Genomic DNA, 20,767 nt, shown 5'->3' with positions numbered 1-20,767 from the left:
CGAAGATGTACGACCCCACAGTCGCCCGGCTCACCTACCGGGGCCTGCTCGGCCGCCGGCGGGCCCTCATCCTCGGCGTCCTGCCCGTCCTGCTCATCGTTATCTCCGTGGCCGTCCGGAGCTTCTCCGGAGCCGACGACCAGGTGGCCTCGGACCTGCTCGGCGGGTTCGCCCTCGCCACCATGGTGCCGATCATCGGCGTCATCGCCGGCACGGGCGCCATCGGACCCGAGATCGACGACGGCTCGGTGGTGTATCTGCTGGCCAAGCCCCTGAAGCGGCCCACGATCATCTTCACCAAGCTGATCGTCGCGATCGCCGTCACCATGGCGTTCTCCGCGGTGCCGACCTTCATCGCGGGCATGATCCTCAACGGCAACGGCCAGCAGATCGCCGTCGCCTACACCGTGGCCGCCCTGGTCGCCTCGATCGCCTACGCCGCGATGTTCCTGCTTCTCGGGACCGTGACCCGGCACGCGGTGGTCTTCGGACTCGTCTACGCGCTCGTCTGGGAGGCCCTGTTCGGGTCCCTGGTGTCCGGCGCGCGCACCCTCAGCGTCCAGCAGTGGGCGCTCGCCGTGGGCCACAAGGTGACCGGCGGCGACATCGTCACCTCGGACGTGAGCCTGCCCACCGCGACGGTCCTGCTGATCGTGGTCACCGTCCTCGCCACCTGGTACGCCGGGCAGCGGCTGCGGTCGCTGACCCTGGCCGGCGAGGAGTGAGAGAGGGCTCCCGCGCGCGGTGTCCGTCACGGGCACGCGCGCGCGGGAGCCCTCTTTTCCTTGACAGGGGCTTCACCCCCGCCCGGGCACACTGGCCGAACGGGGACGTACGGCCGGGAGGAACGGGGATGACGACCGAGGAACCGGGAAGGGAACCGGCGGAGGAGCCGTGGGACGACCTCGTGCTCGACGAGGACTTCGTACGGTCCGCCGAGACGACCGAACCGTCGGCCCGCGCGCGCATGCTCGCCGCCCGCTGGCGCGAGTCGGGCCCCGATCCGCAGCCCTGGCGCTCCGACGAGCCGCCCGCCGGCTGGTTCTTCGCCAAGGGGCGCCGGCGCAGATGGCGCCGCAGGTGAGCCACCGGGAACGCGCCCTTTAATCGGTGGCGCCCAAGTCGGCGTACGGGCAGAGTGGTTGCTGTCCACGCCGCCGCGTCGAGCCGGCGCCGCACACTGGGAGAGGAGCGCGACGATGTTCATCAGGAGCAGTTCGTCGAGCTCCCGACAGGGCAGCCCGCGGCGGGTTCCGGAGTAGTCACTACCTCCGTCGAACCCGCTCGCAGGGGGAGTTGCCCGGGGCGGCCGCTTCGAGCGCGCGTTCACGCGCGGGCCGCCCACCCGGAGGATTGGCCGAGTGGAAAGGCACCGGCTTGCTAAGCCGTGGTCGGGGGTGAAACCCCGCGCGCGTTCGATCCGCGCATCCTCCGCACAACCGAGAAGCACCGGGAAGCACCGGGAAGTGCTGGGAAGCACCGGGAAGCGCCACAGAACAAGGGGGCACAACCGCGTCGACGGTGGTGCCCCGGTGTCCCGCCGACGCTACGGACGCGCCAGCAACCGCTCCAGTACGACCGCGATGCCGTCCTCCTCGTTCGAGGACGTCACCTCGTCCGCGATCGCCTTGAGGTCGTCGTGGGCGTTGGCCATGGCCACCGAGTGGGCCGCCCAGGCGAACATCGGGAGGTCGTTGGGCATGTCCCCGAAGGCGATGGTCTCCGCGGCCTTGACGCCCAGGCGGCGTGCCGCCAGGGACAGCCCCGTCGCCTTGGAGAGGCCGAGCGGAAGCAGCTCCACCACGCCCGGGCCCGCCATCGTGACACCGACGAGTCCGCCCGCGACCTTCACGGCCACGGCCGCGAGCTCGTCGTCGGACAGCGTCGGATGCTGCACGTACACCTTGTTCAGCGGCGCCGACCACAGGTCCGCCGCGTCCTTGATCGGGACGACCGGCAGCGCGCCCTCCAGCCTGCGGTAGCCGGGGCCGACCAGCACCTCGCCGTCCAGGCCGTCACGGCTCGCGGCCAGCAGCAGGGGGCCGACCTCCGCCTCGATCTTGGCGAGCGCGAGACCGGCGAGCTGCCGGTCCAGCGTCACCGACGTGAGCAGACGGTGCTCTCCCGCGTGGTAGACCTGCGCGCCCTGACCGCAGACCGCGAGGCCCTGATAGCCGAGCGCGTCGAGGATGTGCCGCGTCCAGGGCACCGCTCGCCCGGTGACCACGATGTGGGCTGCGCCCAGCTCGGTCACCGCGGCGAGCGCGTCACGCGTGCGCGGCGAGACCGACTCGTCGGAGCGCAGCAGCGTCCCGTCGAGGTCGGTCGCGACGAGCTTGTAGGGGAACGCCCCGGGCCCGGTGGCCCCGGACGCTCCCGTCGAACCGGTGGTGCTGGTCACTTGGAGATCGGCTCCAGAACCTCACGGCCGCCCAGGTACGGGCGCAGCAGCTCGGGAACCCGGACCGAACCGTCGGCGAGCTGGTGGTTCTCCAGGATCGCCACGATGGTGCGCGGGACGGCGCACAGCGTGCCGTTCAGGGTGGCGAGCGGCTGGACCTTCTTGCCGTCGCGCATGCGGACCGACAGACGCCGGGCCTGGAAACCGTCGCAGTTCGAGGCCGAGGTCAGCTCGCGGTACTTGCCCTGGGTCGGGATCCACGCCTCGCAGTCGAACTTGCGGGAGGCCGAGGACCCCAGGTCGCCGCTGGCCACGTCGATCACCTGGAAGGGCAGTTCGAGGCCGGTCAGCCACTGCTTCTCCCACTCCAGGAGCCGCCGGTGCTCGTTCTCGGCGTCCTCGGGAGCGACGTACGAGAACATCTCGACCTTGTCGAACTGGTGCACGCGGAAGATGCCGCGGGTGTCCTTGCCGTACGTGCCGGCCTCGCGGCGGAAGCACGGCGAGAAACCGGCGTAGCGCATCGGCAGCTTGTCGGCTTCGAGGATCTCGTCCATGTGGTACGCGGCGAGCGGGACCTCGGAGGTGCCGACCAGGTAGTAGTCGTCCTTCTCCAGGTGGTACACGTTCTCCGCGGCCTGGCCGAGGAAGCCGGTGCCCTCCATGGCGCGCGGGCGGACCAGGGCCGGGGTCAGCATCGGCGTGAAGCCGGCCTCGGTGGCCTGGGCGATCGCCGCGTTGACGAGGGCGAGCTCCAGGAGCGCGCCGACACCGGTCAGGTAGTAGAAGCGCGAGCCGGACACCTTGGCGCCGCGCTCGACGTCGATGGCGCCGAGCGCCTCGCCGAGCTCCAGGTGGTCCTTGGGCTCGAAGCCCTCGGCGGCGAAGTCGCGGATGGTCCCGTGCGTCTCCAGGACGACGAAGTCCTCCTCGCCGCCGACCGGGACGTCCGGGTGCACCAGGTTGCCGAGCTGGAGGAGGAGCCGCTTGGTCTCCTCGTCCGCCTCGTTCTGTTCGGCCTCGGCGGCCTTGACGTCGGTCTTGAGCTGCTCGGCCTTCTTCAGCAGCTCGGCCCGCTCGTCCGGGGTGGCCCTGGGGATCAGCTTGCCGAGCGACTTCTGCTCGGAACGCAGCTCGTCGAAGCGGACGCCGGACGACCTGCGCCGCTCGTCGGCGGACAGGAGGGAGTCGACGAGCGCGACATCCTCTCCACGGGCGCGCTGGGAGGCGCGAACACGGTCGGGGTCCTCACGGAGCAGGCGAAGGTCAATCACCCCTCAAGGCTACCGGTGCGGATCTCCGGCCAACGACCCGATATTCCAGAGCGTGACGGCTGTCACGGTATGAGTGAATTGCCGGACCGTGTCCCTTGATCGCCGAGCCGTGTCAAGGAAATGGGGCCTACTCCCTGAAACGGGGCAGACGGCGCTTCGCCGGTTGACCGGATTTCCTTGCGGGAAGCGGGACTTGCTGTGTGGGTTGTCCACAGGGGTAGGGCCGTGATGAGAGTTATCCACAGGGTGTGTGGATGATCTGTGGATGTCGGAATTGATCATTCCGATACCTCTTCGGCAGCCGTGGAATTCCCGGTTCAAACCCTCTGTACAGCCACTTTCGGGTGTAAATGATTCGCCCCATCGGGTTGATCAATGGAAAAGGGTAGACGAAGAGGGACGTGCGAGGGTGTGGACGGACTTGGGTCGAGTAGCCGATTTGTCGACCATGTAGTGCTTCGTTGTCGACTTGTCCCCAGGTCGAGAAGCATGCCTGTGGATAACTCTGTGGATGACGAGAATCGGCAGGCGGGACCTGGGGGAAACGCTCGGACAGGCGGCGAGGCGCCGCTCAGAACCGGCCGTCGGCGCAGCGGGCCAGCCAGTCCGAGGCGGAGGAGAACGCGTCGTCCGACGTCCCCGGCCGCAGCGGGCGTACGTCCTCCAGGGCGACACCGGCGCGCGGATAGGAACCGAGGAATCGCACCTGGGGACAAATCCGCTTGAGGCCCATCAACGCCTCGCCCACCCGGCGGTCGGTGATGTGGCCCTCGGCGTCGACCGAGAAGCAGTAATTGCCGATGCCCTGGCCGGTCGGGCGGGATTCGATCCGCATCAGGTTGACGCCGCGCACCGCGAATTCCTGGAGCAGTTCGAGCAGGGCTCCGGGGTGGTCGTCGCCGAGCCAGATGACCACGGACGTCTTGTCGGCGCCGGTCGGCGCGGCGGGCCTGGCCGGGCGGCCGACCAGCACGAAGCGGGTCTCGGCGTTCGCCGCGTCGTGGATCTCGGTCACCAGGGGTTCGAGGCCGTACGTGGCCGCGGCGAACTCGCCCGCGAAGGCCGCGTCGAACCGGCCCTCCTGGACCAGCCGGGCGCCGTCCGCGTTCGAGGCCGCCGACTCCCACACGGCGTCCGGCAGATGCGCGGCCAGCCAGTTGCGCACCTGGGGCTGGGCGACCGGGTGTCCGGTGACCGTCTTGACGTCCTTGAGCGCCGTACCGGGCCTGACCAGCAGGGCGAACGCGATCGGCAGCACGACCTCGCGGTAGATCATGAGCTGGTCGCCCTTGGCGAGCTCGTCCAGGGTGGCGGTCACGCCGCCCTCGACGGAGTTCTCGATCGGGACGAGCGCGCCCGCGGCCTGGCCGCCGCGCACCGCGTCGAGCGCGGCCGGGACGGACACCATGGGGACCAGCTCCCGCGTCGCGGCCTCGGGAAGCGTGCGAAGGGCGGCCTCGGTGAACGTACCCTCGGGGCCGAGATAGGTGTAGCGCGTCGCCGACATACCGTCACCCTAATGGGCCTCGCCCGACGCGTCAGACGCCCGCGGCGCCCCGGGATCGAGCCCGGTACGCAGACCGGTACCGCGGTACGGAACGCGGTACGGAGACCGGTGCGGAGACCGTCATCCCTCCAGCAGGCGCTGCCCCACGTACTCGCCCTCCGCCGCGCCGCCCGGCACCGCGAAGAGGCCGCTCGACTCGTGGCGGATGTACGTCGAGAGCGCGTCGCCCCGGTCGAGCTTGCGCTGCACGGGGACGAACCCGCGCACCGGATCGGCCTGCCAGCACACGAAGAGCAGACCGGCGTCCGGCGCCCCGTCGGCGTCGATGCCGTCGTGGAAGGAGAACGGGCGGCGCAGCATCGCGGCGCCGCCGTTCTGGTCGGGCCGGGTGATGCGGGCGTGCGCGTTGACCGGCACGACCAGGTTGCCCTCGGCGTCGGTCTTGTCCAGGTCCATCGCGGTGGTCTCGGCGCCGCCGCTGAGCGGGGCGCCCGTTGACTTCTTCCGCCCGATGACGTCCTCCTGGGCCTTGCCCGAGAGCTTCTCCCAGTCGTCGAGCAGCATGCGGATCCGGCGGACGACGGCGTAGGAGCCGTTCGCCATCCACCCCGGGGTGCCGGAGGCGGGGACGAAGACCCGTCCGTCGAAGTCGGGCTCGGAGGGCTTGGGGTTGCGGGTGCCGTCGATCTGGCCCATCAGATTGCGGGCGGTCATCGGTTCGGCGGTGGCACCCGGGGAACGGTTGAAGCCGTTCATCTGCCAGCGCACGCGTGCCGCCGCGCCCGCGTCCTTCTGGATCGCGCGCAGGGCGTGGAAGGCGACGAGGGCGTCGTCCGCTCCGATCTGCACCCACAGGTCGCCGTCGCTGCGTGCCTTGTCGAGGTGGTCCGAGGAGAAGCTGGGCAGGGGGTCCAGGGCGACCGGGCGCTGCTTCTCCAGGCCCGTACGGGCGAAGAAGCTGTGGCCGAAGCCGAAGGTCACGGTGAGCGAGGACGGGCCGGCGTCCCGTGCGACACCCGTGTCCTCGTGCGCCGCGGCCTCGCCCGCCATGAGCCGCTGAGCCGTCACCGACCAGCGGCGCAGCAGGGCGGCGGCCTCCCCACGGCCCGCGCCGGCCGTCAGGTCGAAGGCGACGAGGTGCCCGCGCGCCTGGAGTCCGGTGGTGATGCCCGGCTGATGTTTCCCGTGAAACATTGCCATGTCCGCGCCGACGGAGGTCAACGGGACGGATTTCGCGGGGGAGGGCGCCGCCGCGTAGCCCACGGCCGCGCCCGCCGCTCCGAGGGCGAGCCCGGTGGCGCCGGCGGTGCCGAGCAGCCGGCGCCGTGACATGACTCCCTGCGGGGCGTCGCCCGGCGACGCCGTGCCAGGGGACGCCCCGGAGGACGGGTCCGTCCGGTCGGAGCGGGCGGAGGTCCCGGGGGTGGACTGGTCAGCCATGGTCAGGTTCAGCCGATCTGCGCGTTCTTGTTCACGGTGGCCTGGTCGATGTCGGAGGTGCGCACGGTCACCGCGATCTTCCAGTCGCCTGCGATGGGGATCTGCACGGCGCTCGCCGCCCAGTGTCCCGTGGCGACCCGGTCGGGGGTCACGGGCAGCGGGCCGATGTCCTTCGCCGTGAGGGTGAAGGCGACCTTCACCTCGGGGACGTCGAAGGCCTTGCCGTTCGGCCGGACCACGAAGACGTGCATCTGGTTGCCGCCGACGCGGGCCGGGTCGAGGGTGACCTCCACCGTGCCCTTGCCGTCCTCGCCGCCCGTGTCGAAGGGCATCTTCAGGGACAGCGGTCCGGAGCGCTGCGAGGCGGACGCGGTGGCCTGGCGGGCGGCCTCCGCCGTGCGTCCGGGCTCGGTGGTGGTCAGCGCGGTCGTGACCGCGAGCAGGACGACCGCGACCCCGGCCTCGGCGAGCACCGAGCGCCGCAGGCCCGAGCGCTGCGGGTCGGCGTCGCGGACCCGCTTGTCGCGCGTGGAGTCCACGGCGGCCTGCTGCCGGGCGAGCTGTGCGGCGCGCCGGGAGTCCGTCTCGGCGGGGACGGTGGCGGGCGTGCGCAGCTCGCTGCGCTGCTCCACGACCACGGCGGCGGCCTCGGGGGCGGCGGTCTCGGTGAGCTGGGCCGTCCAGCGCCGCGAGATCCACGCGATGCCCACGAGGACGGCCACCAGACCGACCTTGACGAGCAGCAGTTGTCCGTACGACGTGTCGGTGAGCGCCGACCAGGAGCCGAGCTGACGCCAGGACTGGTAGATCCCGGTGGCGACCAGGACGAGGACGGAGCCGAACGCCAGGCGGGAGAACCGCCGGACGGCCGCGGCCTCGACGGGTGTCCGCGCGGGAGCCCGGAACAGGGCCACCACGAGCGTCGCCAGACCGCCGAGCCAGGCGGCGACGGCCAGCAGGTGCAGGACGACGACGGGCATCGCGATGCCCGGCTGGACGCCGGTCGAGGCGTGCTCGGCCATGGCCCAGGTCGCGGCGAGGCCCGCGGCGACGACCGTGCCGCCGACGGCGAGCCCGAAGGTGAGGTCCTTCTTCTCCGCGGCCAGGTGCTCGGCCTCGGAGTCGGGGTCCTCGGCGTCGGCGGCGCCGGCCGCCTCGGTGGCACCGGCGTCCGTCGCCCCGGCGGGTGCCGCCTCGCCGCCGGTCTCGCCGGCCGCGCGCTCGTCCTCGTCGCGTCGGGCGTAGGCGCCGAACAGCACCGCGATGAACAGCGCCGCGGCCGCGAGCAGGAGCAGCCTCGACACCAGCGCCGCGCCCGACTTGGTCTGCAGCACCTCACCGAGCAGGTTCAGGTCGAAGATGTCGCCGACCTTGCCGGACCCGACGTAGGAGCCGCGCAGGAGCAGCAGGGCGAGCGTGGAGGCGGTGAGCGTGAGCCATCCGCCGACCACGAGCCGCTGCACCGGCCGGATGCCCGATCCGCGCTGCCAGCAGGCCAGGACGAAGGCGGCGCCGCCGACGAGCACGATGAAACCGGCGTACGACAGGTAGCGCGCGGTTCCGTAGAGGAAGCCCACGGGGCCGCCGCCCACCGCCTGGCCGGACAGCGCGACGGAGGTCTGCGAGGGGGCGCCGACGGAGAAGGTGAAGGCGCCCGAGACGGGGTGGCTGTCCGCCGACACCACTTGATAGGTGACGGTGTACGTGCCGTCGGGCAGCCCCGGACGGACCTTCAGGCCGTAGGTGTCACCGCCCAGGTCGCTCGCGCCGCCGGTGTCGACCCGCTCGCCCTTGGGGTCGAGCACCTGGAGTGAGCCGTCGTTCAGCGAGACCTGTTCGGAGAAGGTGAGCGAGACCTGGGTGGGTGCCTTGTCGACCACCGATCCCTGCGTCGGGTTGCTTCCGGTCAGCGCGGCGTGCGCGGAGGCGGGCGCGGCGCCCGCCAGGAGCGCTCCGGTGACGGCGAGGAACAGCAGCAGGAGGGTCCTGAAGCGGGGGGCGATGGTCGGTGTCACGGTGATGCCTACCTCAGCGTCCGGTCTTCGGGTTGTAGGTCGCGGGCTTCACCGGCATGGAGATCCTGACCGTGCCGGACTTGGCGAAGTGCAGTTCCACGGACACCTTCTCGCCCTGTCCGGGCTTGTGGGTGAGCTTTGCGAACATGAGGTGGTTGCCGCCGCTGGCGAAGTCCAGGGTGCCTTCGGCGGGTATGGCGAACGACTTCCTCTCCTCCATCGCACCGTCCACGGTCGCGTGCATCGTCACGTCGTCCGAGAGGTCGCTGGTGACCGAGGTGAGGGTGTCGGCGCCGCCGGAGTTGGTGACGGTGAAGAAGCCCGCCGCCATGGTGTCCATGCTCGGGGCGGGCATGTAGGCGCCGGTGACCTTGATTTCGGGAGCGGCGGAGGACGACGAGGAGCCGTCCGCGCCGCAGCCCGCCAGTGTCCCGGCGGCCAGGACGAGGGAGCAGAAGGCGAGGAGTCCCGCGCGGCGGCCCGTACGGCGGCTCACGGGGTCTTCCCCTCGGCGATCTTGGGCAGGTCCTTGGTGTAGTCGTCGACGGTGGCGCTCTCGCCGTAGAGCACATAGCCCGCGTCGGTCTTCGGCGAGAAGGCGATGACCTGGGTGCCGTGCACGGAGACGGTCTTGCCGTTCTTGTCCTTGGTCGTCGGCTCGATGGTGATGCCGAGGCGGCGGGCGCCGGCCTGGATCGTGGCGAAGTCGCCGGTGAGACCGATGAACTCGGGGTCGATGCCCTTGAGCCAGGTGCCGAGCGCGGCGGGTGTGTCGCGGGCCGGGTCGGTGGTGACGAACACGACCCGCAGCTTGTCCTGTTCGGCCTTGGGGAGCTGCTTCTTGGCGACGGCGAGGTTGTTCATCGTCAGGGGGCAGACGTCGGGGCAGTGGGTGTAGCCGAAGTAGACCAGCGTGGGCCGGCCCTTGGTCTCGGCGCGCAGGTCGTACTTCTTGCCGGCCGTGTCGGTGAGCACGAGGTCCGGCTTCTCGAACGGGTTGTCGAGGACCGTGGCGGCCTTGGTGGCGCCGGCCTGGGCGGACACGGCGGCGACCGGTTCGCCGTCGTCGCCGCCACTGCCGCAGGCGGAGAGGGTCAGAGCGGCGGCGGCGAACAGGGCGGCCGTCGCGTACGTCTTCTTGCGCATAGAAAAATGTCCCAGATGTGAGCGCTCCGGTGGGCACCGGGGGTCGGTCGGGCGGGTCCGGGGTGCCGGGCCGGCCGCGGCCGGGGAGCCGTGTCCGCGACTCCCCGGTGCCCACCAGGAGCGTGTGTGTCTCAGTGCCTCAGATGCGTGCGGGCACCTCAGGCCTCGGCACGCCGCCGGCCGGCCAGAACGCCGTACGCCACGCCCGCCAGGCCGACGAGGATGCCCACGACGCCGAGGACGCGCGCGGTGGTGTCGCTGCTGTCGGCGGCGGAGGCGGCCTCGTCGGTGTGCCCGGCGCTCTCCTCCTTGTGGGAGGCGTCCTCGGCGGCGGCGCCCCCGTGGTGGCCGCCCTCGGTCGCGGCGCTGAGCGCGAGGGCCGGGGCCGGGTGCTCGGGCTCCTCCGCGCCCTCCTTCTGCGGCTCGATCCAGCGCACGACCTCCTTGTCGGAGTACGTCTGGACGGCCTTGAAGACGAGTTCGTCGGTGTCCTCGGGCAGCGCGCCGATGGAGAGCGGGAACTTCTGGAAGAAGCCCGGCTCGATGCCCTTGCCGTCGGCGGTCCAGGTGACCTTGGTGACGGCCTCATTGAGCTTCTCGCCGTGCGCGGTGACCGGCTTGTCCAGCTTGGACTTGGTGACCTTCACGGTCCAGCCGTCGAGGCGCTGGGGCATGACGGAGGCCAGCGGGTGGTCGGCCGGGAGGTTGACCTCGACCTGGGTGGTCGAGGCGTTGTCGCGCTCGTTGGGCACCTTGAAGTTGACGACGGTGTAGCCGCCCTTGGCGGCGGCGCCCTCGGGCTGCACGGTGACGTGCGCGAACGCGGGGGCGGACAGGGCGACGACGGCCGTGGCGGCGACGGTGCCGACGACGGCGAGACGAGAAGCCTTCATATGAGGGAACTCCACTTTCGGTCCGGTGTTCGAAGGGGGCGCGCGGACGCCTCGGTGTCCCGTGGAAGGGGCGGAAGGAGGCCCGGGGGAGACCCGGCGGGCACGCGCGCGTGCGGCACGACCGCGTCCCCTTCGGGAAGGTCCGTGAAGTCCCGCTCGGGCCGGTGAAGTCGAGGACTCCGGGGACCGGGGGATTTCCGTGGATTTCCGTGAAGCGGCGCGTCGTGTCAGGCGACGAGGGCGAACGTGGAGGCGGGCGGCCCGCGCCGGACGACGGTGTGCTGCAGCGCGGTCGTCCGGGGGGTGAGGGGCGCGAGCAGCGCGGTGCGCGGCGTGCGCGCGATCTCGGGCGCCCCGGGAAGTCCCGTACGCAGGGCGCGTACGAGGGTGAGGGCGGCGCGCAGGGAACGTACCAGCGCCGCTTCCGTGACTCCGTGGGCCGACAGGCGCATGAGCCGCAGGAGGGCCAGGTCGCCGTGGCGCAGCACCCATCCGGCGGCGACGGCCGCGAGCACGTGGCCGAGCAGCATCGGCAGCGAGGGCAGCACCGGCATCGAGGCGCCCGCGGCGGCGGGCACGGCGTCGGCGGCATGGTTCATGGACGACGTCATGCCCGTCATCCCGGTCGTGCCCGTGCCGATCCGCGCGTCGGTGAGGATCTTCATGGCCTGCGCGGGGCTGATCGCCGCCGCGGCCGTCCCGCACACCAGGCGGGCGGCCCGCTCGACGAGCGTGGCGTCGGACATCGGCATGCCCGGCGCCATCGCGCCCATGGACGACCCGCCGGCCGCCGTGCCGCCCGCCAGGCCCAGTCCGAAGAGGGTGTGCAGCACCGTCTGGCCGAGCGCGAGGAGCGCCACGATGCCCGGCAGTGTGCGTTCCCGGCCCGCCAGCGTCCCGGCGACCGCGAAGACCGCGAGGAAGCCGGCGCCCAGCGTCCACAGGGGGACGGTGGCGCAGGAGGCGATTCCGTGACCGGCCGCGGCCAGCACGACGCAGACCGCGGCGAACACCGCGGCCCTCAGGGTCCGGAGGCCTGCTCCGGAACGCGCCGAACGCTGGTGGGGGGCAGTCATGGCGGGCTCATCATCGCACTGGGCCCCGACGCCTCGTACGGCAGGTCCGATTGACGGCTTGTGACCGGTCCGTCCTCCGCTCGGGGGACGCCCGAAGGGCCGCCGTCCGGCGACGGATCGCTCGCGCATACACCGTCGACTCAAGTGAGCGCGTCGGCCGTATGGGCGGCATCACGTCGCGTATGCGATTGCGCACGCGTGGTTGCGGCAATACGTATCGGTATGTCGAGCCGCGGCCGGGAGGCTGGAGCATGAGCATCTGGTGGTCACTCCATTTGCGGCGCGAGGCTGCGAGTGTCCCGCTCGCCAGACGCCTGTTGCTCGGCACGATGGAGAGCGCGGGCGTGGACCCGGACATCTCGTACGACCTCTCCGTCGCTCTCACCGAGGCCTGCGCCAACGCCGTCGAGCACGGCGGGGACGACGTCCGGGGCTCCTCCTGCGAGGCGTACCGCGTGACGGCCTATCTCGACGGTGACCAGTGCCGTATCGAGGTCGCCGACTTCGGCCCCGGTTTTCCGGCCGGCAGCGTCCGCGCCGTACCGCGCACGGCCGGCGAGGACGCGGAGCACGGCCGGGGGCTGTGTCTGATCCGCGAGCTCGCCGACCACGTCCACATCGGCAACAGGCCGGGACGCGGCGGCGCGGTGGTGAGCTTCGACAAGATCCTCAAGTGGAGGACGGCCCCCGCACTGCTGCCGGCCTGACCCGCCGGACGGCAGCCGGCCTTCGGCGGCCGCCTCCGCGTACGCCGCGTCGGCACCACCCCGGGGTACGCCGGCAGACACGCCGGATCGGCACCACCCCCGGGTCACATCGGCCCCGGAAGCCGCCTCCGGACAGGCCGACGGCCGGGAGCCCCGGAAGGCGCCCGGCCGTCGGTGTCGCTCCGCGCCCTCGCGGGCACGGCGTCAGCCCTTGAGGGACGCCATCCAGGCCTCGACCTCGTCCGAGCGGCGCGGCAGGCCGGCCGACAGGTTCCGGTTGCCGTCCTCGGTGACCAGGAGGTCGTCCTCGATCCGGACGCCGATGCCGCGGTACTCCTCCGGCACGGTCAGGTCGTCCGCCTGGAAGTACAGGCCCGGCTCGACGGTCAGGCACATGCCCGGCTCCAGCGTGCCCTCGACGTACGTCTCGGTGCGCGCGGCGGCGCAGTCGTGGACGTCCATGCCGAGCATGTGACCGGTGCCGTGCAGGGTCCAGCGGCGCTGGAGGCCCAGCTCCAGGACCCGCTCGACGGGGCCTTCGAGGAGCCCCCACTCGACGAGCCGCTCGGCCAGCACGTGCTGCGCGGCGTCGTGGAAGTCGCGGTACTTGGCACCCGGGCGGACGGCCGCGATACCGGCCTCCTGGGCGTCGTACACGGCGTCGTAGATCTTCTTCTGGATCTCCGAGTAGGTGCCGTTGACCGGGAGCGTGCGGGTGACGTCGGCGGTGTAGAGGGTGTGGGTCTCCACGCCCGCGTCCAGCAGCAGCAGGTCGCCGGAGCGGACCGGGCCGTCGTTGCGCACCCAGTGCAGCGTGCAGGCGTGCGGACCGGAGGCGCAGATGGAGCCGTAGCCGATGTCGTTGCCCTCGACCCGCGCGCGCAGGAAGAAGGTGCCCTCGATGAAGCGCTCGCTGGTGGCCTCGGCCTTGTCCAGGACCTTCACCACGTCCTCGAAGCCGCGCACGGTGGAGTCGACGGCCTTCTGCAGCTCGCCGGCCTCGAACTCGTCCTTGACGAGCCGTGCCTCGGACAGGAAGACGCGCAGTTCGTCGTCGTGCTCGCGGGTGACCTTGTCGGTCAGCGCGGCCTCGATCGCGGCGTCGTAGCCCCGCACGACCCGGACGGGACCGGTGGCTTCCGTCAGCGCGGCGGGCAGCTCGCGGACGTCGGAGGCGGGGATGCCGTAGAGCTGCTCGGCCTCGGCCAGGGAGTGGCGGCGGCCGACCCACAGCTCGCCCTGCCCGGACAGCCAGAACTCGCCGTTCTCGCGGTTCGAGCGCGGCAGCAGGTAGATGGTCGCCTTGTGGCCCTCGGCGGCCGGCTCCAGCACGAGGACGCCGTCCTCGGTGAGGTTGCCGGTCAGGTACGCGTACTCGACCGAGGCACGGAAGGGGTACTCCGTGTCGTTCGAGCGGGTCTTCAGGTTGCCCGCGGGGATCACCAGGCGCTCGCCCGGGAAGCGCGCGGACAGCGCGGCGCGGCGGGCCGCGGTGTACTCGGCCTGGGCGATGGGCGTGAGGCCCCGCAGCTCGGTGTCGGCCCAGCCGGACTTCATGCTGGCGGCGAGCTCGTCGGACACGCCCGGGTACAGGCCGTTCTTGCGCTGCTTGATGGGCTCTTCCTCGCCCGCTTCGTCAGCGGCTTCGTCGAGCACGGCTTCCGGGGTCTCCGGGGTGAGCGCCTCCGACACGGTCTGCCTCCTTCATACGACTTTGGACCACCCCATCGTACGGTCGTACTGAAGGGGGCCCAGGGCCGGAAGGCCTGTTACACCGGGTGAGCGCCCTCTCAGTCGAAGCGGGCCGCCAGCAGGACGACGTCCTCGTCGCTGTCCGCCTCGTCGAGGCCGTCCGGCAGCACACCGCGCAGCACGTGGTCGGCGATCGCGCCCGGGTCGTCGCGCAGCGCCCTCGGGACGCTCGCCGCCGCCGCGTGCAGCTTGGCGAAGGCGCGGTCCATCGGGTCGCCGGTGCGGTGCAGCAGACCGTCGGTGTAGATGAGCACGGTCTCGCCCGGCTCGGCCGTCAGTTCGACGCTCGGCGCCTCCCAGCAGGCGAGCATGCCCAGCGGCGCGGACAGCGAGGTCTCCACGAACTCGGTGCGCCGCGGGCCGATCACCAGGGGCGGGCTGTGTCCGGCGCCGGCGAGCGTGACCTTGCGCAGGGCGGGCTCGCAGTAGGCGAACAGGGCGGTGGCCGAGCGCGCGGGCTCGGTGAGCCGCAGCAGCAGTTCGAGGTCGGAGAGGACGGCGACCGGGTCCTCGCCCTCCATGACGGCGTAGGCGCGCAGGGAGGCCCGCAGCCGGCCCATGGCGGCGACCGCGCTGGGGCCCGAGCCGGTGACGGAGCCGACGGCGAGGCCGAGCGCGGCGTCGGGCAGCGGCAGCGCGTCGTACCAGTCGCCGCCGCCGCGCGGGCCGGTGCGGTGCCGGGCGGCGAGCTGGACGCCGGAGACCCGGGGCAGCCGGGCGGGAAGCAGTTCCTCGGACATCGTCGTCACGCACGTACGGGCGCGTTCGAGTTCCAGCAGCCGGGCCAGGTGCTCGGTGGCGTAGCGGGTGTAGAGGCCGATGAGATGGCGCTGGCGTTCCACCGGCTCGGCGGGCTCGTCGTAGAGCCAGACGGCGGCGCCGAGACGGCCCGCCGCCTCGGTGGACAGCGGGAGCGCGTAACTGGCGGCGTAGCCGAGACGAGCGGCGACCTCGCGGTGGCGCGGATCGAGCCCGTCCTCCGAGAGGAGGTCCGGCTGGGTGATCTCGCCCTCGCCGCCCGGCAGTCCGTCCAGGATCTTCCCGTACGACATGGAGCTGCGCGGCACCGTCTCGATGTGGCCGAGATCCGCTCGGGCGAGGCCGAGGCCGATCGTCGTGTCCGGGCCCAGACCGTCGCCGGGTTCCAGCACGACGAGACCGCGCCGGGCGCCCACGAGGGCGGATCCGGCGCGCAGCAGTTCCTGCAGCGCGTCGTCCAGTGTCGCGGTGCCGGCGAGGCGCTCGGTGAGTTCGTGGAGCGTGGTGAGATCCGAGACCCAGCCCGCGAGGCGGTCCTGGAGCGCGGCTCCGGGGCCGGCCTGCGGGACGGCCGGGGACGCGCCCGCGGGGGCGGGCGCCGGCGCGACAGTGTGCGCGGGCGAAGGAACCGTTGAATCGATTCCGGCCACTTTAGGAAGGTGAGGGGCGGTCATGACGTCCGGCTTTCCGACCGGTGCGTTTTGCTCAATAGCATCGCAAACCCCCATGTCGTTCTGCGCCGCTAGCGGTGTCTCCACATGTACACGTACTCGTGAGGGGATGTCCAGCATTGTCCTGCCAGGATTCCTGGTGTCCGTGCGACCGGTGGTAACCCTTGCGGGAAATTAAATTTGGCCTAAAACTGACTCGGGCAACGGCTTATTGAGGTCGACTGGCCTCGTTCGACGGAGCGTCACAGCGGTCGTGATGGGTACGTACTCGGTGAAGGCCAGGGGTGGTTGAGATCCGCCCGGAACCTGGCGACGGACCCGGGCGTCTTAACCACCGACGACCGTGCCCCATCCTCCCGTGGCGGAGGCGGCTAGGAATACGCGGGACGTAAAACGCCAGGCGCCGCCACCCCACGCCATGCCCATGCTTTGGATGTACGCGGTATGGGCGCGGACACAGCCACATGCTCGGCCCAGAGGGGTTCCCCTTGTCTCCAGCAGGGGTGTGATGCGCCAGCAGGTACGCACAGTGAAGTGATCGACACATGGTGTGATGTGATCCTCGGTGTTGCCAGGCGTGCAACGGAAAGGAACGAGCGCTCATGCGCGAGATCCTCGGAAGGCGACGCAGGCTCCTGTCCAAGCGAAACAACGGGAGGCCTGAGATGCTCAGCGCGGCCCTGACGTTCGCGGCCGCATGGCGGTGGCCCGTACTCCCGGGTGTGGCGGCCGACCCGCAGGGGCGTGCCCGCTGCGGCTGCCCCGACCCGGAGTGCACGGTGCCGGGCGCCCATCCCTTCGACCCCGGCCTCCTCGCGGCCACCACGGACGAGCGCATGGTGCGCTGGTGGTGGACGAACCGGCCCTCGGCCCCCATCGTGCTGGCCACCGGCGGCGGCGCCCCGTGCGCGGTGAGCCTGCCCGCCGTCGCGGCGGCCCGCGCCCTCGACGCCCTCGACCGCACGGGCATGCGCCTCGGCCCGGTCGTCGCGTCCCCCTCCCGCTGGGCGATCCTCGTCGCCCCGTACTCCATGGAGCAGCTCGGCGAGCTGCTCTACGCCAAGGACTTCGTCCCCGGCTCCCTGCGCTTCCACGGCGACGGCGGCTACATCGCGCTGCCGCCGTCCGAGACGGGCCAGGGCCAGATCCGCTGGGAGCGCGCTCCGCTGCCCGGTTCGGCCGCCCCCTGGGTGCCCGACGTGGAGGCCGTGGTGGATGCCGTCGTCGAGGCACTCACTCGTACGGGTGTGAGCGCGCCCGAGTTGTAGGGGCGTCCGGCGCGCGGCGCGCCGCGCGCCCTCCCCCGCTCGTTATCGTCCGCCCATGCAGCGTCATTCCGGGGCTCACGGGGCCGAGGTGCCCTCGGGCGGTGGGCCGGACCCCCGAAGAGCCCGCCTGGTGGCCCTGGCCGGAGCCGTGGTGGTCGTCCTCGCCCTGCCGCTGGCCGTGGCCTCGGCCGGCCCGGCGGGCGACGCCGGCCCATCGGCGACCGTCCGCGCGGCGGCTCCGGCGGACGACCGGCCGCCCTCGCCCGGACCCCGGCGCTCTCCCCTGCGGCTCGGCCTCGGTCTCGCCACCGCCGCCCGGTGCGGCCCCGAACTCTCCTCGCCCGACGGCGTCGAGGCACAGACCTGTGTCCTGACGCAGGGCGAGGAGACCTGGGCGCGCACCTACTACCGCAACACGACCGGCGAGGCGCTGAGTTCCGCCCTGACGCTGATGGGCCCCGGCGGCCGCACCGTGCAGATGAACTGCGCCGTGGACGAGGAGGACGACCCGGGAGCGTGCGAGACGCCCAGGGAACACGCGGCGGGGGATCCGGGGGTCTACTCGGCGGTAGCGGAATTCGCGAGGAGCGGCGACGGGCCGCTGCTGCTGCGCTCGGGAAGCAACTCGGTCCGCGGGCAAGCCGATTGATATTGTTCGGGATTCCGAACATGGAAAGACCCGGTTGCTGGCGACGGGGGATGCACCAGCAACCGGGCTACTCGAACGGTAACAAGAGATCGGCGGTTCGCAAATTCGATCTCGGCTATTCGGACACGGATTTACCTGTCACAACGGGGAGTTGTGACAGGAGTCACCCGTTTTCGAGGCCCTGACGAGCTGACCGGTCGGTCAGTTTCCCGTCCTGTGGGTTCGCTGTGGACTAGCTGAGGGTCACCTGGCGGTTGGTGAGCCCCCCGCGCGCGCGGCGCTCGTCCGCCGTCAGCGGCGCGTCCATGGCCAGAGCGGTGGCGAGGCGCTCGGCGAACTCGGCCGCCGGCTTCTCCACGTCGTCCGCCGTGACACCGCTCGGCAGGTCCCAGACCGGCACCGTCAGCCCGTGCGCGCGGAAGGAACCCACCAGCCGGGTGCCCTCCCCGAGGCTCGAACGACCCTCGGCGTGCAGCCGCGCGAGAGCGTCCAGAAGCCGCTCCTCGGCGTGGGGCATGACCCAGCGCAGGTGGTTCTTGTCCGGCGTCTCGCACCAGTAGGCGGCGTCCACCCCGGACAGCTTCACCGTCGGGATGGCGGCGGCGTTCGCCCGCTCCAGGGAGGCGGTCACCTCCGGCGTCGCGTTCTCCGCGTCCGGGACCCAGAACTCGAAGCCGCTGTGCACGACCGGCTCGAAGGGGCCTTCGGGGTCGAGCAGGTCCTGGAGCCGGGGACCGTCCGCCGGGGCGCGCCGTCCCTCGACCGGGGTGCCGGGCGGCGCGACGAGCGCCCGCTGGAGGGTGTCGGCCAGGTCGCGGCTGATGTCGCCCGACGACGTGTCGTTCTGCAGGCCGAGCAGCACCGAGCCGTCCTCGCGGCGCAGCGCGGGCCACGCCATCGGCAGGACCGTGGCGAGGGTGACCGAGGGGACGCCCTCGGGCAGGCTCTCCTTGAGCGTCAGCGCGACCGTCGCGGCGGGCACCAGTTCGCGCAGCGCGACCCAGTCGCCCTCGCCCGCCAGGCCCTCGAACGGGCGGTGCACCAGCTCGGTCGCCGCGTGCGCGGCGGTGCGGCCGTGGCAGGCCTTGTACCGGCGGCCGCTGCCACAGGGGCAGGGCTCGCGGGCTCCGACGACCGGGATCTCGCCGCCGTCCGTCAACTGCGGCTGCTTGGCCTTCGTCTGGGGTCGCTTCTTGGCCATCGTGGGTGTCTCCCGATCACGGCTCGTCTCGTACTGGCGCGAGCCTAGCCGTTCGTACGGAGACGGACGGGATCCTGTGGACAACGCACCGCGTCGTCCCATCCCCGGCGCCCCGTCCGCGCGTCCCGGCCACGTCCCCGGGCGGGGGCCGTCCCGTCGCCGGGTCCGGCCCGGCCGAGGTCGCCGGAGGCCCTCAGTCGAGGTCGTCGAAGGCGTCCACGAATTCCAGATCGGGGATCCCGGACACCCTCGGTGACGCGACGCGCGTAGCGAAGTCGTCGTGCCGGTGCGCCCTTTGCACGTCGTCCTGGACGACCACCCACACGGTGACCTCGCCGTGGACGTCGTCCCGGACGCCCCAGTCCTTGGCGAGCGCCGTGATGATGTTCAGCCCCCGGCCGCCGCGCGCCGTGACCGACGGGGTGGCGGGCACGGGGCGGGTCGGGCCGCCGCCGTCCGTAACCTCGACCGTCAGCCGGCCGGCCGGATCGACACGCCAGGCCGCGCGCACGTTCCCGTCGCCCGCGAAGGCGTCGCCCAGGGGCCTGCCATGACGGCACGCGTTGCTGAGCAGCTCGGAAAGGATCAGTACGGCATCGTCGATGACCGTTTCCGCCACGCCCCCCGAACGCAGTTGATCGCGCATCCGGTGTCTTGCTTCCCCCACGCCCGCAGGGCCATGGGGTACGGCCATGCTCGACGACGTGGGCACCTCCTGTGCCACCACCAACGCCACCCCCGAGACCTCCTTCACCCCACGCCACGGTGTGAATGCCCCTCTGGACTGGACCGGAAACCGGCCAGTCGACGTCTGCTGACGCACTCGTAACGATCGATTGCGGAAAGAACGCGCCGGAGCACTCCCTGTGACCGGGTGGCCGGTTCTTGATGGTTTCCGATGAACGATCACGGTGTTTTCCGGGGGGTTGCCGGCCCCGGGCCGGGCCAGGTCAGCGGCCCAGTTGGCGCAGCACCGCGCGCGGGCGGTTGGTGATGATGGCGTCGATGCCCAGCTCAACGCAGAGATCGACGTCCTCGGGCTCGTTCACGGTCCAGACGTGCACCTGGTGACCGGCGCGTTTCAGCCGTTCGATGTACCCGGGGTGGTTGCGGACGATGCGCATCGAGGGGCCCGCGATCCGGACACCGGCGGGCAGCCGTCCGTCCCGCAGCCGGGGGGAGACGAACTGGAGCAGATAGACCGTCGGCAGCGTCGGGGACGCGGCCCGGACGCGGTGCAGCGAGCGCGCCGAGAAGCTCATGACCCGTACCGCGGACTCGGCGGGGGAGACGGGGGCGTCCAGGCCGAAACGCTTCAGCAACGGGAGCAGCCGCTCCTCGACCTGGCCCGCCCAGCGGGTCGGGTGCTTGGTCTCGATGGCCAGCTCCACGCGGCGGCCGGCGTCGGCGACGAGTTCGAGCAGGCGCTCCAGGGTGAGGACGGAGGTGTCCGTCAGGCTTCCCGGCGCGTGTTCCCAGTCGGGCGACTCGTCGCGGTTCTTCCACGAGCCGAAGTCCAGTGCGGTGAGTTCGGCGAGTTCCAGGGCGGAGACGGCTCCGCGGCCGTTGGACGTCCGGTTCACGCGGCGGTCGTGGACACAGACGAGATGGCCGTCGGCGGTCAGCCGTACATCGCACTCGAGGGCGTCCGCACCGTCCTCGATCGCCTTCTTGTAAGCGGCCAGCGTGTGCTCGGGAGCCTCTTCGGAGGCTCCGCGGTGGGCGACGACCTGGATCGGGTGCTGTCGTGCGAGGGTCACCGCGTCATGGTGCCATCGTCGCCGGACTCGTGTGAGGTGAGATATGTCGCAAGACATTCCTTTTGGTAATAAAAGTCCGTTATAAAGGATGGCCTCGGACGCACAGCCACCGCTTATGGTGCCCTGACGCCCTGTGGGAAAAGCTGACGGCGTACAAAAGCACATGCACAGCTGAATCGCGCCGGGCCATCGACAAGTGTGAGTGGGCGTGACCGAGTGCGACCGAGAACAACAGCCGTGGATCGAGG

General features: G+C 71.6%; 19 protein-coding genes and 1 tRNA gene. 6 read left to right on the top strand and 14 right to left on the bottom strand.

All coding sequences use genetic code 11. From position 1 onward, the window contains the following. The first annotated feature begins 5 nt into the window (after positions 1-5). The 3 genes from ACZ4TO_RS23375 to ACZ4TO_RS23365 all read left to right on the top strand — a co-directional run bounded on the left by ACZ4TO_RS23375 (position 6) and on the right by ACZ4TO_RS23365 (position 1,434). The gene (locus tag ACZ4TO_RS23375) at positions 6-725 is read left to right on the top strand and encodes an ABC transporter permease (protein WP_382783130.1); all 720 of its coding nucleotides are present in this window, start codon (positions 6-8) and stop codon (positions 723-725) included. A gap of 128 nt (positions 726-853) precedes the next feature. Continuing rightward, positions 854-1,084, top strand: coding sequence for an SGM_3592 family protein (locus tag ACZ4TO_RS23370; RefSeq protein WP_385042913.1), 231 nt, complete (start codon positions 854-856; stop codon positions 1,082-1,084). Positions 1,085-1,347: 263 nt separating this feature from the next. Continuing rightward, positions 1,348-1,434, top strand: a tRNA-Ser gene (locus ACZ4TO_RS23365). Positions 1,435-1,546: 112 nt separating this feature from the next. On the opposite strand, the gene ACZ4TO_RS23360 is transcribed toward ACZ4TO_RS23365, so the two are convergent. The 9 genes from ACZ4TO_RS23360 to ACZ4TO_RS23320 form a co-directional block, all read right to left on the bottom strand. After that, the gene (locus ACZ4TO_RS23360) at positions 1,547-2,401 is read right to left on the bottom strand and encodes an HAD family hydrolase (RefSeq protein WP_382783126.1); all 855 of its coding nucleotides are present in this window, start codon (positions 2,399-2,401) and stop codon (positions 1,547-1,549) included. Further along, positions 2,398-3,675: a serine--tRNA ligase gene (serS, locus tag ACZ4TO_RS23355; protein ID WP_382783123.1), complete on the bottom strand. Its 1,278-nt coding sequence runs from the start codon at positions 3,673-3,675 to the stop codon at positions 2,398-2,400. Before serS ends, ACZ4TO_RS23360 begins: the two co-directional genes overlap by 4 nt. A gap of 571 nt (positions 3,676-4,246) precedes the next feature. Then, the gene (pheA, locus tag ACZ4TO_RS23350) at positions 4,247-5,182 is read right to left on the bottom strand and encodes a prephenate dehydratase (RefSeq protein WP_467846471.1); all 936 of its coding nucleotides are present in this window, start codon (positions 5,180-5,182) and stop codon (positions 4,247-4,249) included. Between the two features lie 120 nt (positions 5,183-5,302). Continuing rightward, positions 5,303-6,622: an iron uptake transporter deferrochelatase/peroxidase subunit gene (efeB, locus tag ACZ4TO_RS23345; protein ID WP_468025117.1), complete on the bottom strand. Its 1,320-nt coding sequence runs from the start codon at positions 6,620-6,622 to the stop codon at positions 5,303-5,305. 8 nt (positions 6,623-6,630) lie between these two features. Beyond that, a complete protein-coding gene (locus tag ACZ4TO_RS23340) occupies positions 6,631-8,637 on the bottom strand; it encodes a copper resistance CopC/CopD family protein (protein WP_468025116.1) in 2,007 nt (668 codons plus the stop codon). 13 nt (positions 8,638-8,650) lie between these two features. Further along, positions 8,651-9,133, bottom strand: a complete 483-nt coding sequence (locus tag ACZ4TO_RS23335) for a copper chaperone PCu(A)C (RefSeq protein ID WP_468025115.1) — start codon at positions 9,131-9,133, stop codon at positions 8,651-8,653. Beyond that, on the bottom strand, positions 9,130-9,783 hold the full coding sequence (locus ACZ4TO_RS23330; RefSeq protein ID WP_382783109.1) for an SCO family protein: 654 nt from the start codon (positions 9,781-9,783) through the stop codon (positions 9,130-9,132). The genes ACZ4TO_RS23335 and ACZ4TO_RS23330 overlap by 4 nt, the downstream gene beginning before the upstream one ends. A 158-nt stretch (positions 9,784-9,941) precedes the next feature. Beyond that, the gene (locus ACZ4TO_RS23325) at positions 9,942-10,676 is read right to left on the bottom strand and encodes a YcnI family copper-binding membrane protein (protein ID WP_468025114.1); all 735 of its coding nucleotides are present in this window, start codon (positions 10,674-10,676) and stop codon (positions 9,942-9,944) included. A gap of 227 nt (positions 10,677-10,903) precedes the next feature. After that, the gene (locus tag ACZ4TO_RS23320) at positions 10,904-11,752 is read right to left on the bottom strand and encodes a hypothetical protein (protein WP_385042923.1); all 849 of its coding nucleotides are present in this window, start codon (positions 11,750-11,752) and stop codon (positions 10,904-10,906) included. A gap of 251 nt (positions 11,753-12,003) precedes the next feature. Between ACZ4TO_RS23320 and ACZ4TO_RS23315 the strand changes: the two genes are divergently transcribed. Next, positions 12,004-12,459 (top strand): ATP-binding protein, encoded by a 456-nt coding sequence (locus tag ACZ4TO_RS23315; RefSeq protein WP_382783102.1) that lies wholly within the window; start codon positions 12,004-12,006, stop codon positions 12,457-12,459. Between the two features lie 204 nt (positions 12,460-12,663). Here ACZ4TO_RS23315 and ACZ4TO_RS23310 read toward each other — a convergent pair whose 3' ends face one another. Both ACZ4TO_RS23310 and ACZ4TO_RS23305 read right to left on the bottom strand, forming a co-directional pair. Next, positions 12,664-14,151: an aminopeptidase P family protein gene (locus ACZ4TO_RS23310; protein WP_468025113.1), complete on the bottom strand. Its 1,488-nt coding sequence runs from the start codon at positions 14,149-14,151 to the stop codon at positions 12,664-12,666. Between the two features lie 98 nt (positions 14,152-14,249). Continuing rightward, positions 14,250-15,761, bottom strand: a complete 1,512-nt coding sequence (locus ACZ4TO_RS23305) for a PP2C family protein-serine/threonine phosphatase (RefSeq protein WP_385042926.1) — start codon at positions 15,759-15,761, stop codon at positions 14,250-14,252. Between the two features lie 482 nt (positions 15,762-16,243). Here ACZ4TO_RS23305 and ACZ4TO_RS23300 point away from each other — a divergent pair, with 482 nt between their 5' ends. Both ACZ4TO_RS23300 and ACZ4TO_RS23295 read left to right on the top strand, forming a co-directional pair. Beyond that, positions 16,244-16,909 carry a bifunctional DNA primase/polymerase gene (locus ACZ4TO_RS23300; RefSeq protein WP_382783094.1) on the top strand — a complete coding sequence of 222 codons (666 nt, stop codon included), beginning with the start codon at positions 16,244-16,246 and terminating at the stop codon, positions 16,907-16,909. A 55-nt stretch (positions 16,910-16,964) separates the two neighbouring features. Beyond that, entirely contained in the window at positions 16,965-17,558 is a 594-nt protein-coding gene (locus ACZ4TO_RS23295; RefSeq protein WP_468025112.1) for a hypothetical protein, read from the top strand. A gap of 232 nt (positions 17,559-17,790) precedes the next feature. Here the strand turns inward: ACZ4TO_RS23295 and ACZ4TO_RS23290 are convergent, their stop codons facing one another. The 3 genes from ACZ4TO_RS23290 to ACZ4TO_RS23280 form a co-directional block, all read right to left on the bottom strand. Beyond that, positions 17,791-18,759 (bottom strand): DUF5926 family protein, encoded by a 969-nt coding sequence (locus tag ACZ4TO_RS23290; RefSeq protein WP_385042929.1) that lies wholly within the window; start codon positions 18,757-18,759, stop codon positions 17,791-17,793. A gap of 193 nt (positions 18,760-18,952) precedes the next feature. Beyond that, the gene (locus ACZ4TO_RS23285) at positions 18,953-19,513 is read right to left on the bottom strand and encodes an ATP-binding protein (protein ID WP_382783086.1); all 561 of its coding nucleotides are present in this window, start codon (positions 19,511-19,513) and stop codon (positions 18,953-18,955) included. Positions 19,514-19,709: 196 nt separating this feature from the next. Further along, positions 19,710-20,519: a glycerophosphodiester phosphodiesterase gene (locus tag ACZ4TO_RS23280; protein ID WP_468025111.1), complete on the bottom strand. Its 810-nt coding sequence runs from the start codon at positions 20,517-20,519 to the stop codon at positions 19,710-19,712. Between the last annotated feature and the right edge of the window lie 248 nt (positions 20,520-20,767).

Source organism: Streptomyces sp. NPDC028298, assembly GCF_055565895.1.
Note: the sequence above shows the minus strand (reverse complement) of the source record. Positions and strands in the feature narration are given on the sequence as shown.

What these genes read in the sequence shown, in the direction of transcription:
- ACZ4TO_RS23375 (WP_382783130.1), top strand. Translation starts at nt 6, where the DNA reads ATGTACGACCCCACAGTCGCCCGGCTCACCTACCGGGGCCTGCTCGGC.
- ACZ4TO_RS23320 (WP_385042923.1), bottom strand. Translation starts at nt 11,752, where the DNA reads ATGACTGCCCCCCACCAGCGTTCGGCGCGTTCCGGAGCAGGCCTCCGG.
- ACZ4TO_RS23300 (WP_382783094.1), top strand. Translation starts at nt 16,244, where the DNA reads ATGCGCGAGATCCTCGGAAGGCGACGCAGGCTCCTGTCCAAGCGAAAC.
- ACZ4TO_RS23330 (WP_382783109.1), bottom strand. Translation starts at nt 9,783, where the DNA reads ATGCGCAAGAAGACGTACGCGACGGCCGCCCTGTTCGCCGCCGCCGCT.
- ACZ4TO_RS23325 (WP_468025114.1), bottom strand. Translation starts at nt 10,676, where the DNA reads ATGAAGGCTTCTCGTCTCGCCGTCGTCGGCACCGTCGCCGCCACGGCC.
- ACZ4TO_RS23315 (WP_382783102.1), top strand. Translation starts at nt 12,004, where the DNA reads ATGAGCATCTGGTGGTCACTCCATTTGCGGCGCGAGGCTGCGAGTGTC.
- ACZ4TO_RS23295 (WP_468025112.1), top strand. Translation starts at nt 16,965, where the DNA reads ATGCAGCGTCATTCCGGGGCTCACGGGGCCGAGGTGCCCTCGGGCGGT.
- ACZ4TO_RS23305 (WP_385042926.1), bottom strand. Translation starts at nt 15,761, where the DNA reads ATGCTGGACATCCCCTCACGAGTACGTGTACATGTGGAGACACCGCTA.
- pheA (WP_467846471.1), bottom strand. Translation starts at nt 5,182, where the DNA reads ATGTCGGCGACGCGCTACACCTATCTCGGCCCCGAGGGTACGTTCACC.
- ACZ4TO_RS23370 (WP_385042913.1), top strand. Translation starts at nt 854, where the DNA reads ATGACGACCGAGGAACCGGGAAGGGAACCGGCGGAGGAGCCGTGGGAC.
- ACZ4TO_RS23290 (WP_385042929.1), bottom strand. Translation starts at nt 18,759, where the DNA reads ATGGCCAAGAAGCGACCCCAGACGAAGGCCAAGCAGCCGCAGTTGACG.
- efeB (WP_468025117.1), bottom strand. Translation starts at nt 6,622, where the DNA reads ATGGCTGACCAGTCCACCCCCGGGACCTCCGCCCGCTCCGACCGGACG.